At 36.4% G+C, this 14,727-nt stretch carries 13 protein-coding genes; 6 read left to right on the plus strand and 7 right to left on the minus strand.

What is annotated here, in order from left to right; translation table 11 throughout:
* Positions 1-289 precede the first annotated feature (289 nt).
* From AB3489_RS01345 to AB3489_RS01370, 6 genes are all read left to right on the plus strand, one after another.
* Entirely contained in the window at positions 290-1,000 is a 711-nt protein-coding gene (locus tag AB3489_RS01345) for a hypothetical protein (protein ID WP_368293683.1), read from the plus strand.
* Between the two features lie 302 nt (positions 1,001-1,302).
* Entirely contained in the window at positions 1,303-1,587 is a 285-nt protein-coding gene (locus AB3489_RS01350) for a dehalogenase (RefSeq protein ID WP_368293684.1), read from the plus strand.
* A 25-nt stretch (positions 1,588-1,612) separates the two neighbouring features.
* The gene (locus AB3489_RS01355) at positions 1,613-2,932 is read left to right on the plus strand and encodes a reductive dehalogenase (protein ID WP_368293685.1); all 1,320 of its coding nucleotides are present in this window, start codon (positions 1,613-1,615) and stop codon (positions 2,930-2,932) included.
* Positions 2,933-2,989: 57 nt separating this feature from the next.
* Entirely contained in the window at positions 2,990-4,180 is a 1,191-nt protein-coding gene (locus AB3489_RS01360; RefSeq protein WP_368293686.1) for a cation:proton antiporter, read from the plus strand.
* A 110-nt stretch (positions 4,181-4,290) separates the two neighbouring features.
* A complete protein-coding gene (locus AB3489_RS01365; protein WP_368293687.1) occupies positions 4,291-5,595 on the plus strand; it encodes a reductive dehalogenase in 1,305 nt (434 codons plus the stop codon).
* A gap of 40 nt (positions 5,596-5,635) precedes the next feature.
* Positions 5,636-5,914: a dehalogenase gene (locus AB3489_RS01370; RefSeq protein ID WP_368293688.1), complete on the plus strand. Its 279-nt coding sequence runs from the start codon at positions 5,636-5,638 to the stop codon at positions 5,912-5,914.
* An 83-nt stretch (positions 5,915-5,997) separates the two neighbouring features.
* Here the strand turns inward: AB3489_RS01370 and AB3489_RS01375 are convergent, their stop codons facing one another.
* From AB3489_RS01375 to AB3489_RS01405, 7 genes are all read right to left on the minus strand, one after another.
* Positions 5,998-7,605 (minus strand): PucR family transcriptional regulator, encoded by a 1,608-nt coding sequence (locus AB3489_RS01375; protein WP_368293689.1) that lies wholly within the window; start codon positions 7,603-7,605, stop codon positions 5,998-6,000.
* Between the two features lie 377 nt (positions 7,606-7,982).
* Positions 7,983-8,654: a hypothetical protein gene (locus AB3489_RS01380; RefSeq protein ID WP_368293690.1), complete on the minus strand. Its 672-nt coding sequence runs from the start codon at positions 8,652-8,654 to the stop codon at positions 7,983-7,985.
* 302 nt (positions 8,655-8,956) lie between these two features.
* Positions 8,957-9,220 (minus strand): hypothetical protein, encoded by a 264-nt coding sequence (locus tag AB3489_RS01385; protein WP_368293691.1) that lies wholly within the window; start codon positions 9,218-9,220, stop codon positions 8,957-8,959.
* Positions 9,221-9,451: 231 nt separating this feature from the next.
* Positions 9,452-11,173 (minus strand): AAA family ATPase, encoded by a 1,722-nt coding sequence (locus tag AB3489_RS01390; RefSeq protein WP_368293692.1) that lies wholly within the window; start codon positions 11,171-11,173, stop codon positions 9,452-9,454.
* A 333-nt stretch (positions 11,174-11,506) separates the two neighbouring features.
* Entirely contained in the window at positions 11,507-12,226 is a 720-nt protein-coding gene (locus tag AB3489_RS01395) for a hypothetical protein (RefSeq protein WP_368293693.1), read from the minus strand.
* A gap of 161 nt (positions 12,227-12,387) precedes the next feature.
* The gene (locus tag AB3489_RS01400; protein WP_368293694.1) at positions 12,388-13,215 is read right to left on the minus strand and encodes a hypothetical protein; all 828 of its coding nucleotides are present in this window, start codon (positions 13,213-13,215) and stop codon (positions 12,388-12,390) included.
* A gap of 204 nt (positions 13,216-13,419) precedes the next feature.
* Entirely contained in the window at positions 13,420-14,703 is a 1,284-nt protein-coding gene (locus AB3489_RS01405) for a hypothetical protein (RefSeq protein WP_368293695.1), read from the minus strand.
* Positions 14,704-14,727: the final 24 nt, after the last annotated feature.

The raw sequence follows: 14,727 nt of genomic DNA on the forward strand, positions 1-14,727 counted from the left end.
ATAGCAGTGAAGTTTCACGAATATCAAATTAAAAAGTAACCGTTACCAAATTAAGTGCATTTCTGACAAACCAGATCAGTTTATCGAAGGAAGACTTGATGAAAGAAGTTTATAAGGCTGTTTGGATTTGTTGTGGGCTTAAATGGAAAAACTAATTTCTAATATAGTAAGTATTTCCGAACTAGTTCGGAAATACCGTCGTTCTACGAAATCGTACGCATGGCCGCGCCTCCATGCGCGGATTATTCTGGAGGATAGCTTTGTATAAAATTTCAAGAGGAGTACAGATATGCAAAAATTGATAGTAATTATCTGTATGGCAGTTTTTTTGGTAGTTATGCAGACGGGATGTAGTAATAATGCATCTGAAACATCGTCTGCGCTGACACAACAGGAATCACTTTCGGAAACTCCACAAACGCCGAGGACAAATGCTGTTGAAAGTCCTCAAAATAATTTGCATTCAAATAGCTCGTCGGCTCCTAGTGAGGATATAGCGACCATTCCTTATGACCCAAGTAAATACTTTACTGATGACGAATTAGTATTTACCGGAGGTGTTCGTCTAGAGATGAGCTATGAAGAGGTACTCGGAATTATTGGCGGCTATGATGAGTTTTTTGATAACGCCCCTGGAGTGAAATCTTTTAAAAAGAACGGTGTCCTTTACGGCTTTTATGAAAGTGATGGTGTCTACCGCTTGAAGAATCTAAACTTGTCTGTATCTTCGAAGGAAATCTTTCCTAGAGGAATCAAGGTCGGAGATAAGATTGAAGACGTGCTGAATAAATTCCCTGGAGATGATAAAACGTTGCGTAAATGGGCTTATCAAAATATCTATGGCGGGGATCATATGGAAATGTTCTATGCGAAATTGGAATTTAGAATGTATGATGAGTGTTATCATTTAACGGTAAAAACCCCAAAATCTATGATGGCAGTGAATTTCGATAAGAAAAATTGTGTGCGTTTCATAGAAATTTACGGTGAGGGTTTGTAATTAATATAAACCTTTAAAAAACAAAATATTTCCTATCAAGTAGACAGCAGAAAAAAATCTCTGACACCGATTATTTAATTGTAGTTGGTGTCTTTTTTTGTTTAAAAACCAAAATTTTTATCGATTAAAAAAAATATATATAGTGCTCAATGCACTAAAATAAATGATAATTACTAACATCGCGCATATATCTTAACTTGATATTTTATGATTAAATTATCCATGAAAAAGTTATTATAAATTAAATTTAGCTTACTGTCTTGAGAAATACAAAAAGATAACAAAGCAAAGGAGGTGAGCAAATGGCTGGAATGATTTACTCGTTTTTTGTAGGGGCCTTATCTATTTTAATAGGAATTGGAGTTAATAGTCTTGCATCTGCTAACGGAATGATTTTGTCCTGGTACGGCTGGGTGCTAATTTATTTCATTTATGTCTGTATCGTTATGGGAGTTTCCTTCGTTTACATTAATGCTGTGGGAAAGCATAAAGTTGCCACGAGGAGAGGTGCAATACTTCTCTTTGCGGGATCTGCAGCTGGTATTTTAGTACTTTTGCTGTTTTGGCGTTACTGTATGTATCCTTAAAAATTCATGATGATGGAGGGAAATCATGGGGACTTATAACGATAAAGAAAAAGAATCAGTCTACAAAGACTTTAAACAGACCAGAGATCAATATGCCCAGTTTGGAGATACCATTGCGAACGCCGCCGGTATGACGGTTGCCTTTAACAAAGCCGCACTTTCCAGAGTGGGGAAAACCACGACGATTCTTGGAGGGGGAAATTACGGCATTCCAGTCAAACATCTCGATTATTCCCCAAATTATATGGGATCAACGAAAATTTTTGGTCCTATCCCTAGAAAAAGCGCAGAAGATACAGGCTTTAACAGGGCGGGCAGAGGAGAATACGGTCCCGAGGTTGCTGAAGGTTTAAAGAAGATCCCAGAAAGGCATCCTTTGGTAAAATCTCTTTTCAATATGTCACATGTCATTGGCGGTGAAAACGTCGTAGACGGACCTGTAAGAGCCGAGCCTCTTCCTATTCCTGATCCGAGATCCATGACCCAACATATCAAGGATCTCGCTAAATTTCTCAAGGCGGATGAGGTTGGAGTAGGATTGATGCCCGAGTATGCGTATTGGACACACACTGTACCGCATGCTGTCGAAGTAGCCCGTGGCTTGAAAAAGCCCAACGAAAAAACCCCGGTAACCACAAACCATAAATATGTTATAGGCATTCTTATTGATCAAAATTTAGATACGATTCTTTCATCGACGGGTATGGATGGGATCAGCTCCAGTCAGAGCTATTACGCCTATTTCACATCCGGTGTGATCGCGACTTCCATTGCATCTTATATCAGAAACATGGGGTATTCGGCCAGGGCGCATCACTGCGGGAATTATCAAATGATTTTAGCACCGGCTCTCGTTGCCGCCGGGTTAGGCGAAATGTCGCGTACTGGTGAGAGTATTGTGCATCCGAGGCTCGGATTCCGATTTAAGGCGGCCGCTGTAACGACGGATATGCCTTTGGAACCCGATGGACCTATTTCTTTTGGAGCAAGGGAATTTTGTGTAACATGTAAAAAATGTGCAGATTTGTGTCCATCAGGCGCAATTAGTCATGACGATCATCCGTCACAGTTTAACAACTATGAAAAGTGGCCCACAGATATTAAGAAATGCACATCTTTCCGTATTTGCAATACAAAAGGAGCCATGTGCGGCGTGTGTATGAAATCCTGTCCCTGGAACAATAAAGAGGATAGCTGGTTCCATACCGTGGGTATTTACGCTGCTTCCAAATCTAAGCTTGCAGCAAGATTATTGAAGAATGTCGATGATTTCTTCGGATATGGTACCGAAGTTATACAGGAAAACCGCTGGTGGCTTCAGTGGCCTGAGTTATTTAAAAAATAGTTCTCGTACGCTAGGCCTAATCAAAGTTAGAACAAGGAGAGAGTGACTTAGTAAGATATGGCAAAAGAAATCAGTTATTTACCGTTGTTAATTATCGCTATTACCGCAGTCATTGTTCCTCTGATTTTAAACAAAATAAAAATAATCACCATTCCTATCGTTGTCGGAGAAATTATTGCGGGCATGATTCTTGGAAAAAGCGGATTTAACTTATTTGATATTACGGACAATATTAATTTCCTCTATAATCTGGGTTTTTTGTTTCTTATGTTCCTGGCAGGTGTGGAAATAAACCTTGACTTAATATCATCTACTCGGCATCAAAGTTCAAGAACTTATGAGAGACCCGCAATTCTAGCTTTGACTGTGGCTCTCATCACAATGGTCCTATCATTTGGATTGGCTTTTGTGCTCAAACAAGCAGGTTTAATATCCAATTATGTCATTATCGGTCTCGTCCTTTCCACCACATCGGTAGGAGTTGTCGTTCCAATATTAAAGGAACGCGATCTATTATCTTCAGCTTACGGACAGGTCATACTTTTAGGTGCGATGTTTGCTGATATTATAACCATGGTTTTATTGTCGGTATATATAACATCGATAACCTCAGATTCGATTTCAGAAGTATTTTTAATTATCCTGTTAGTTCCAGCCTTCTTCGTCTTCTGGAAGCTGGGACAAAAAGCGATGAATTTTCCCGCTGTTGAAAAGCTTGCCGGAAAAAACGCTCAAATTAAAATCAGAGGAGCCTTTGCCCTTTTAATTTTATTCATTTTGCTAGCGCAGACCTTAAAAACAGAAATCATCCTAGCCGCTTTTATGGCCGGCTTGATAGTTTCTCTTCTTAATGACCGGGAAACTTCACCGATATATTCCAAATTAGATTCTATAGGGTATGGAATTTTTACACCATTTTTTTTCGTCGTTGTTGGTATGAACTTAAATATTACTGACATTATCCGTAAACCAGAAAATATATACCTTCTTCCCATTTTATTATTTTCAGTCTATTTCGTACGTCTTATTCCCGCCTTAATTTTGCGACAGAGTTTCTCATGGAGGAAAGCCCTGGCAGCAGAAGCTCTTCTATCTTCGAGATTAAGTTTAGTCATTGCCATTAGTGCAGTTGGTTTAAACTACGGACTGATCGACGCTAGTTTAAGCGGAACAATCATTTTATTGGCGATATCTAGTTGTATTTTGTCGCCCATTATATTCAATCAATTGTACAAAAACATGTCATAGTAAGTGGGGGTGGTCATTTTTTAATAGTAAAATATATTCATCACTGAAACAAATTTTATCAATTGCAATTCAAAATCATTAATTATTAAAATATATATGAGGTGAAAAAAATGAATACAGAAAACCAAAAAAACCAAGATCAACAGGAGATTCATAAAAGCAGAACTGCACCCGATACGGCAGATAAATCCTTAAAGCCGTCGGTCACGAAAGTAAGATATAGCAAAGCCGCCCTTCAGAAATCCAATAAAGAAACAGTTCTCAAGGCCGGAGACCACGGAGCTGTCTTCGTCAAACGGCATGAGTATAACCCTGAAAATGCGACACAATTAGGTTCAACAAAAATTGTTGGGCCCATTGAAAGGATCAGTGAAACGGAAACAGGGTTTGCCAAAGCTGCTCGTGGTATTTATGGCGACCAGGTAATAAAGTCATTAATTAAACTTGGCGGCAAGCATCCGTTAATGAGTGCCCTATTCACCATGTCTCATTCCATCGGTACGCCCGAATTTGTGGACGGGCCGGTAAGAGAGGACAAACTTCCTTTGCCGCCGCAGGATTTGCTGGCGAACCATATTAAAGATCTCGGTATGTTTCTTGGCGCGTCAGAGGTTGGTGTTGGGCTGATGCCGCCTCACGCTTTCTATTCTCAGAAAGGTCCTGCGGTAGGCCACGGGCCCTATAATGCTTCGAATGCGACCCCGATAACCACAACGCATAAATACGCCATAGGCATCATCGTAGACCAGAGTTTGCCTACCGTATTGAGTTCAACGGGCTACGACGGAATTAGTGCATCCCAAAGCTATATGGCTTATATGAACTCGGGTGTGATTGCTTGTTCTATTGCCGCTTATATTCGTAATCTTGGGTATTCGGCAAGAGCGCATCATTGTGGAAATTATCAGGTGGTAGTGCCGCCGGTATTGGTAGCGTGTGGTCTGGGTGAAATGACGCGTACCGGTGAATGTGTTGCTCATCCCCGCCTGGGTTACCGTTTCAAGGCAGCCGTTGTTACGACGGACATGCCGATGGAACCCGATAAACCCATATCCTTTGGGGCCCGGGAATTCTGTGTCACGTGTAAAAAATGTGCGGATGAATGCCCTTCGGGAGCTATCAGTCATGATGATAATCCTATCATTCATAATGGCTATGAAAAATGGAATACCAATGTCCAAAAATGCGCGACATTCCGGATTAGTAATAAGAATGGTGTGATGTGCGGGCGTTGTATGAAAGTTTGTCCATGGAACAATAAGGAAGAGAGTTGGTTCCACTCGATGGGAGTAGCCGCGGCTTCCAAGTCGCAATTAGCTGCAAGGCTATTAAAAAATATTGATGATTTCTTTGGTTACGGTACCGAAGTCTTAGAAGAAAATAAGTGGTGGCTGGAATGGCCGGAACTATTTTAATGTTTAGATCTCTAGATTACAAAGCAAAGGAGGTGAGCGTATGGTAGGAATGATTTACTCTTTTTTCGTCGGGGCCTTATCTGTTTTAATTGAGATCGGAGTTAATAGTCTCACTTCTGCCAGCGGGAAGGTTATGACTTGGTACGGCTGGGCGCTGATTTATTTGATTTATGCCTGTATCGTAATGGGAACGTCCTTCGTTTACATCAATGCTGTGGGCAAGCACAAGGTTGCAAGGGCAAGAGGGGCAATGCTTCTCTTTGCGGGATCTGCAGTTGGTTGTCTAAGCCTCTGGGCGTTATGGCATTCCTGGATGTAGCCCTAAGAATTAATGATTATGGAGATTAATTATGTACGTCAAAGCGCTAGACAAAGCAATATTGTCTAGCGCCTTTGTTTATTTTAGTCGTTATTTAGATTCAAATTGTTTATGTAGTCTAGAACTTTAAAAGAAAACTGCAGGTGAACTAGAAAATTAATGTCATCTAGATCCACTTCCATGATTTCTTGTATTTTTTCAATACGAAGGCTCATTGTGTTACGGTGAATATGTAAAATGTTTGCGGTTTCAATTAGTTTCTTTGAATTTTCTATAAAAGTATAGAGTGTTTGGGTGAAATTAGTTTTATTTATCTGGTCGTAATCTATAAGGGTTAGGAGGGATGGATGACATAAATCTTTTAAGTCGGTGTAAGATGAGCATAACTCAATAACATGATCTATTAAATATTTTTCATATTCAAAGAAAAACTTTTCTTGAGAAGATTTTACGCCGATATCCATTGCTGTAAGTGATTGCTGGTAAAATTTATAGGTTTCACTGAGGTCTTGAAAAGTGCGACTTAACCCAGCATGTAGGTTATTTTCACTAAGGAACTCAAACATATACTCAAAATCAATTTCGTGAAAGGGAGTATCGATACTCCTGCTAATCAGGATCACGACGTTATCCTCATAAATGATCGGTTTGCTGAAACTAATCAGACTTCCCACCATATCTCTAATGTAGGAAAGGGGAATATTTGCAAGGTCAAATTGAGAGGGTCTTATCGTAAGAATACATAAGTTTTTTTTGAAATTACAATCCAAATACATTAATCTTTCATTGATTACCTTTGAGTCCTTTAACTTTTTACTAAGCAAGTCAGCTAAAAAATATTCGTACATAATCCCTTTTGAGTTAATCAGAAACTTGTTTTTCTGCATTTCAGAGGAAATGACTTTGCATAAAAGTGTAAGAAGATCGATATCTTCATCCTTAATCGGTTGTAATACTTCCATTATTACAACTCTGCCGACAGCTTTTCCTTTAATATTAATACTTGACAGTACTTGAGAAACAGAGGGTTCCGATAGTAAAGGAAATACTGAATAATTGCTATTGGAATGGTCATCCCCAATTTTTTCTTTAGATAAGAACAACACCGGGAGTTTGCTGTTGTTCACTTTTTCTAAAGCTTTTTTGTGTTTCATCAAAGAAACAGTCTCGTAAGAAAAAAATCCTTTTGTTGTCAGTTCAATCCACATAGGATCATTAACCGTAATATTTTTTGTATAAGCAAGCAGCTTAAGACTTTTATCTAAAACCATCATTGGGTTTCCTATTAATGGGAATGCCATATCGATAATATGTTGTATTCCCTGCCCCTGAGCGAGAGAATCTAGTAAGATTTCAGAATCAAGGGAGTGTTTGGTTTTATTGTCGAAAATATCCTGTATCGTATTAAAAACTGCATTAAAACTAATTTCTCCCTCAATTTTCAATAGGTTAAAGGGTGGATTCTTTTCGAAGTAATCTGGCAAAGCCTCATCTGTTATCAAAATAAGATGAGTTCCGCCATTGTTGGCAAAAGTTTCAAGGTTAGCGTTAGTACCCATATACAGAATATCGGATTCAAAGGTCTGCTTTCCAGTTTCTATTAGTTTCAAGGTTCGGATCGCAGATAGCCCATTGGCGGATTTATAGAGTTTTGGATTAAATGCATTTAATTTTTCCAGAAGTGTGGTCATGTAGATATCCAGCGGATATACCCCCCAAGTATAAAAGTCATATACTTTTCAGTTGGAACGAGCCTTATTGGTAATCTTCTTTATAGTATAGTACAAACTGCGAAGTATTTCATCTTATAGTCTTTAATGCGTTATTTCAGTGATGAAATGGAAGATCTAAGACTTTCCCAATCATTAATAATGTTAATCGATACACTCCATTCCTTGTAGTTGAAGCCGTATAATCGACCTTAGATGTAGTAATTCCGAATAATATTAATTCAGAGGACGTCAGGACGGCGGCCCCTACGATCCTGTTCTACGACGTATCGTGCCCCAGACTCAGCAGCGCCATTTACGGCACTGCCTAAAACGTACGCCAAAAAAATCCTGTAAAACTAATTAACTATATTATGAGATATAAATACTATAGCCTCAGTTTTCTTATCTATGTAATATTGAAAACACTCTTTCTGTAATACTGTCAAAGAGGATAGATTATCCAAACCAATATTAGCACGAATATTGGCCATGTCCTCCTCTGTAGGAACAAGACCATGGAAGCTACAATAATCCAAAGTTATTTTATAAATGGTTAGTCCGTTTTTGTTATATGTTTCATACTTTTGAAGCACATAGATCGGCTCTTCTTTAATGCCCTGTGGAACTGCGATGTATTTCTTACCATCATAATCCCAACCCTTTCGCATAGATTCATGAGTAATCTCTTTAACATCAAAGTGAGTTTGAATAACCTGCTCAACATATTCTCTAGTCATTATGCCTTTATCATCTCCCCAATTATAAAGGTTGATAGCAAAGGCATAAAAAAGGTATTCTACACTAGTGGTTGGAGCTTTTCCTTCATCGAAAAAAGGTACATAGTCCAAACGATTTTTTATACTAAAATCAAAATATTCCCCACGTAGTGCCAGTATATCATTTGATGCACCCACTGTCGGAGTTGTATTTTGTTCAGTGGATGTTGATTGGCTCGTACTATGATTACTTGTACACGCAGAACAAATAAATATTATTAGAATTAATATGATTGCTTTAACTTCTTTCATATATCCCCCTTTCCATCCGCGCCAGGACGGTGCGGCCTTTGCATGATATGTCGTAGAACGGTTCTCGTATTGCCGACGCGCCCCAACGGCATGCATCTTTTTCAAGCTTTGGTAATAAGCTGTTCGACGGACTATGTCCAAGATTCAGAGACGACCATGGATGGGAGTCCCTTTGATTTCTAGAAAATATACAAAGTAACAATTTGTATATTTTTTATTTGATTTTTTATAATTGAAGCTATATATAAGTAAGAAACCTAATGTACCCTTTGTACAACATGGTGTACAAACTAAGAATCGAATTAATTAGATTTATTAATCCAGTGGATAAATAATACAGAAGAAAAGACTATTGATAGTAAAATTAAGGACACTCCTATTATTATCGGAAAATATATACAACTTGAAATTAATTCTTGGGATGTTGTCCATCCATTTGTACCCTCTGGTCTTGATACACTTATTGCTATATCACGACCTCTAAAAAATCCTACATATACAAATAGAACGCCACCCAAAAACAAGGTAACTATAGAAATGAGTGCTTTTGTTTGTTTTTGGAACATCAATATATCCTCCTTGTCCTTGATATCCTACAGATGTGCATTAATTCAAGCACACACAAAACTTTTCAGAACCGGGCAAGGATGCCCGGTTCCGCATGGTCTGTCGTAGAACGGTAGGGTGTTACCGTAGCGTCATATTACTTTCATATTGGCAAAGTTACGGTAACACCTTGTTAAGTGAAGTTGGGCGCCCTGTTACTCAGAGGTCGCCAAGGATGGCGGACCCTTTAATTACTTAAAAAACTCGTCTATTTTTCTTTGTATAATATTTATATTACGACTTGTATCTTTATCAATTCCATTAACCACGTTACTTTTAGTTTCTTCATCCTTAAAATATAAAGCAACTATTGCATTTTTAATATCTTCGCAATTCATTGCAAATTTAATCTTTTCGATATCATCGGTTGATAATATATTTTCAAGCATGAAGTCTGTATTATTACGGACTCCCTCATATTGATATGCTCTGTTTGTAAAACTCTCTTTAAAGAAATGTGAATAACTGTTATAAGATGCTCTGCCCTCATTGTCATAGTCTAATACAACTAAAAATTTTTCACTGCAAGAAATCATAATAGATATTAATTCACGTAAATGTCCGCACCCAGCACCTGGAATAATATTGATATTATTAAAATTGAAAAACATTTTATAGAAATAATAATCTACAATTCCCTCAACTAAAACACATTGTTTTAATATATTTTCATGGAAGCCAAATTTTAAATGCAATGCATCATTTAGGGCTGAGAAAGCTCCCAAACTTCTTGTTAAACTACTATTACCGTAATCAACTAAACTAATATGACTATCAGCTTTAGACACGATTTTTATTCCGCCAATATTAATAATGTCTGGATCAAGCAAATATTGTGAGTGAGTACAATAAATAATAGTATTATTTTCAGCAATATTACATAGTTTTTTGAGAAGTTCTGTTTGAGCTGATGAGTGCAAGTAAGATCCAGGCTCATCAAGCAAATAAATGGCATTTTCCGGATTCAACTTGTATTTTGGGTTAAATTTTAATTTCATTATAAAATTAAAAAACCATTGGAAACCTTTACTTCTTTGACTAACATCGAACATCCTATCGTTTCCTGAGTTTTCACTATCAATTACTTTAAACTTGAACGTCGGTTTATTTGAAGGTATATATTTAATACTCAGTTCCAGTTTGTCACTATCATCAGAGAATTGAGAAAATGCAGTCTTCAATTTTTGCCACTCTTCAATTATTTCACGATTAAGAGTATTTGTAACATCGCTCAAGTAATTATCTTGGTCATCATCATCTGTAAGTTTTAAAAACTTAGTAAGCGAAAACTCCTCTTGTAAAGCCCTAGAGAATATCTCAACAATTATTTCTTGCCATTCACGATCCTTACCTCGACTCAATGCGCCATCGTTTACATAGTTTTCTGGAAAGGAGACTACTTCAGGTACCCTATCACTAAAATCATCAAAGTAAAGAATGTTAGGTAATCTTTTCACTAATGCGGTAATAAGTGAACTTGCCTTAGGATTTGAGATAATGTCATCACTCTCATTAACTAAAGAATAATTTCTCTGTAAAGCACCATCCCCATAGTTTCGCATAATCGATATTTCTCGTTTATCAACAAAAGCTGACTTCAACCAATCATAAAGAGGGTTATCCATTCTTAAACGTATCTCTTCCCCAATACTTCGAAATTCATCTTCATTCTCTATCTCTATGCTAGCTATTAATTGGCATGAAGCTTGGGTAGTTTTATACTTGTTTTTTGGGTTAGCATGTCCACCGCCTAAAATATTATCTTTATCTTTGTCAAAAGCAAGTATAGCTTGTAATATAGATGTTTTTCCAGATTCATTTACACCAATTAAAGGAATTACATTTCTGTTGAGGTTAATCGCCAAATCTTCTATTGCCTTGTAATTTCTAATACAAAATTTTTTATATCTCAAATTAAACCCTCCTTAATAATTCAGTATCAATTACACAATATGGCTAGGTCTGTATACCTAAACTAACAGAAAAATGTTATTTGTTACCTAAATTGCTATGTCTATACATAATTTACCATAGATTGATCTTTATTGAAACTTAAGATATAAAATTAACCGCTCCAGACGACGCGGCTTTGCGACCAATTTCACTTAACGTCCCGAGAATCGCCGACGCGCCCCTATCACATTCATATATTCAAAGTGTAGGCAATTCTCTGTTAAATGAAGTTGGTCGCCCCCAGTGTCAGAAGCCGACAGGACGTCGGCCCCGTAAAATTATTATAAATAAACTTAAACGGACATAGAAAAAGTATTAAGAAATGTATTTGTATCACATAAGTTAGCCCACTTCATATTATCAATCTTTATGATATAAGAACCATCATCATTAGTTGGGAGGGATTCGTTAGAACCGTCCACAATTAGTCTCCACTCGTTTTGATTTTTGTATTTGCTGCTCTTAACAAAATATGGATCATATACACTACCCTTAATGTTATAAGCATTTCGATAGCTACCAGCATCTGTAAAATCATTTAGATCGCGATAAATTATCGGCCCACTCGTAAAACCAAATTTGGGATATGCATTTATTTGAGCATTACGTAGCAACGTTAAAAGTTCTTCACAACTGAATAAAAGTACATATTCTCCAAATTCCTTTATTGCTGATTTATAATCTTCAGTGAAAACATAATTTTGATTATTGTAATATAATATGTTTTCTGTAATTATTGAGGCACAAAATGTTAAAATCGAATCATCACCAACTATTGATTGCATTACAGTTGTAGGTCTAGGTATAAAATTGAAAATATCTTGACCTGATTTATCAAACATTTTCAATTCTGACGGATCAATTGGAACTAACCCCTCTTTATTATCACCACGAAATACAGTTGTATCATTACGATATTTTGAAATTGGATTAAAGTAAATATAACCATTAGATAACATTTCTAAATATTCTCGTTCACCAAACTTTGCAAGTAAATAGTTGTTATCTGTCAACTTTAACACCTCATAGAAAGAAAAATACAAATATTTTTTCTATCCGCGCCAGGACGGCGCGGTCTTTGCGACCAATTTCATTTAACGTTTAGCGGTTCCCGCAGCGTCCTAACCACATGCATCTATGTAAAGTGTTATATGAAGTCGCGGAAAATTATAACTTAATCAGCCTTTGTTTTAAACTTGAGAATCTTTTCTGAATTCAAGTTTCTTGCTTCCTCCCAAAAGGCAATAGTATTTGAGATTTTTCTCTCAACGCTTTCGTCAACTGGAAACTGACTAAGATCAACAATTGTGGCTGGATCTAGTGGACCGGTTTTATCCATCCATTTATAAACATCCATACTCATAAAAAATACTCTGATTCTTGCTGGAGTTTTAAGTACATCAAGAAAATCCTCGTTAGCCCAATTAATAATATATTGATCTTGAATAACACCAACTTTTATTGGTATATCTCCCCTAACAAGATACCCTTTCTTCTGAAGAAAATCTAAGGCATCTGAATAGTACTCTTGAATATACTTAACACAGCTATTGTTGATGAACGCACCAACCCACTGTTGCCTCTCTCCATTTTCATATGCTTCTATTAATGCCTTCCCAAAGAATAAATCGTTATCTACATAAAATTCACCTTTTGAAATACTACCTCTGATTGGTATACCTGCAACAAAACAAGAATATACGAAAACCTTACAGACATGAACTAACCTACTAAACTCTTCCTTCTTCGTTCCTGTGGTATAAAAAACAATGGAATCGGAAAATTGTAAGAAACTTACCATCTGTTCAGAAAGTGCAACACCATCTTCATCATAAACAGAATTAGAAAACCTTAGTACAGACCGAAAGACATCATTCATTAAGCTTGTTATATCGCTTAAATTATGATTATTTACTAAGTTTCTAAAGCCTAATATATCAAAGAACGCAAGAAATCTTACATTTTCTGTTTCGGAATTAATATGGTTTCCATCTGAACTCAATTATATCTCCTCCAATAAAAATGCTTAGCGATTTCATATAACGTCCTGAGAATTGCCGAAGCGTCACAACCACATTCATCTTTACAAAGTTTCGGCAATACTCTGTTATGTAAAGTCGCGCGCCCCCAGACTCAGAGGCCGACAGGACGTCGGCCCCTACATTATAACTGTCACAGAGCTGCGTTTTTCGTTAATCTATGGATATTACAAATACATCTCTGTATAAGGTTTTATCCTATCTTTTCCGTATACTTCGTAAACCTGATTCTCATGCTCCTTAGACATATTTTCCTTTATATTATCTAAATAGAGAAAAAATTCATCTAATGTATTCATACTAAAAATTCTTGTATCATTATATCCGATTTCACTCTTAACCTCTTCTAATAAGCTTGCACATTCCTTATCTATAAATATAGCATCACAGTAGGAGAAAATATTTGATATTGTTTTTATATCGTTAAAAATGCTTCCTTTTGGAATCCTTTTTTGTTTTACTACAGCTGCTCTTCTTGCTAATGCTGTCCACATTAAAGATGATATTCTTAATGGTGGCAATTTTTTATAATGGTCAGAAAGAAAGAATTCAAAAGTTTTTTCTAACGAATTTTCGCTTTGAATTCCTTCAGATACCAATGAGCTCTTAACAGAATGTACCAAAATAGATATGTTATTTCCCATTAGTATTTCTGGATTCACTGAGGTGTCCCCTTTAAAAATTCTGTCGCATTGTTGTAAGTATTCCATATATATCTTTACAATCATTTTTCCACTCTGATCAAGCTCATATAAATAATGCTCATTAAAATTGAAATTATCTGAACTACGCCATGCTTCAAACAAATTAGTTATGTCATCACGGCACCTTTCATTATGAGTTTCAATTTCGTCAATAATCAAATCATTATTACCGAGATCAACAGAAATAATAAATCTATCCTGCCATTTGTTAAAATCTCCGCGTATTACGGATTTTAAGTCTAAGAGTGAATCATTTTCGATAACTTCATTTCTAACCCACTTCCGAGCATATTCACAAGTTATAAATCTTTCTAAAGTAGAAAATTCTTCAAAGGTGATACCATATGAAAGCAATTCATACATCCTCTTCAATTGCTTATAATTGCTTGATACTACTGACTCATCAAAATGTGTTATTGAATCTGGACATATAATCAACTGATATTTAGATAGAATATCAAGCTTCTCAAACATTTCTCTCCAAAATGATTGTGTTACAATTCCCTTGTCCTTCCACTTCGGATTAATAACTTTCATCATGTTACTTATGACAAATTGATCAAGATAAATAATTGTCTTTCTTATATTGGGTAATCTGTAGCTTTGTGATTTCATACATGTTTTACATCTTCTAGTATAAGAATTTGTGTGAATCATAAGAACACCAAATGAGTTCTTGTCTTTACAAAAAGGGCAATCCCCATATGGTGAGTTAATAAAATCTTTTGGATTAAACATAAATTCCATTGATTACCTCCAGATACAAGACAA

Origin of the sequence: Dehalobacter sp. TBBPA1 (genome assembly GCF_040931655.1) — a bacterium.
GTDB lineage: Bacteria > Bacillota > Desulfitobacteriia > Desulfitobacteriales > Syntrophobotulaceae > Dehalobacter > Dehalobacter restrictus.

What these genes read in the sequence shown, in the direction of transcription:
- AB3489_RS01355 (WP_368293685.1), top strand. Translation starts at nt 1,613, where the DNA reads ATGGGGACTTATAACGATAAAGAAAAAGAATCAGTCTACAAAGACTTT.
- AB3489_RS01405 (WP_368293695.1), bottom strand. Translation starts at nt 14,703, where the DNA reads ATGGAATTTATGTTTAATCCAAAAGATTTTATTAACTCACCATATGGG.
- AB3489_RS01345 (WP_368293683.1), top strand. Translation starts at nt 290, where the DNA reads ATGCAAAAATTGATAGTAATTATCTGTATGGCAGTTTTTTTGGTAGTT.
- AB3489_RS01385 (WP_368293691.1), bottom strand. Translation starts at nt 9,220, where the DNA reads ATGTTCCAAAAACAAACAAAAGCACTCATTTCTATAGTTACCTTGTTT.
- AB3489_RS01365 (WP_368293687.1), top strand. Translation starts at nt 4,291, where the DNA reads ATGAATACAGAAAACCAAAAAAACCAAGATCAACAGGAGATTCATAAA.
- AB3489_RS01380 (WP_368293690.1), bottom strand. Translation starts at nt 8,654, where the DNA reads ATGAAAGAAGTTAAAGCAATCATATTAATTCTAATAATATTTATTTGT.
- AB3489_RS01370 (WP_368293688.1), top strand. Translation starts at nt 5,636, where the DNA reads ATGGTAGGAATGATTTACTCTTTTTTCGTCGGGGCCTTATCTGTTTTA.
- AB3489_RS01360 (WP_368293686.1), top strand. Translation starts at nt 2,990, where the DNA reads ATGGCAAAAGAAATCAGTTATTTACCGTTGTTAATTATCGCTATTACC.
- AB3489_RS01350 (WP_368293684.1), top strand. Translation starts at nt 1,303, where the DNA reads ATGGCTGGAATGATTTACTCGTTTTTTGTAGGGGCCTTATCTATTTTA.
- AB3489_RS01375 (WP_368293689.1), bottom strand. Translation starts at nt 7,605, where the DNA reads ATGACCACACTTCTGGAAAAATTAAATGCATTTAATCCAAAACTCTAT.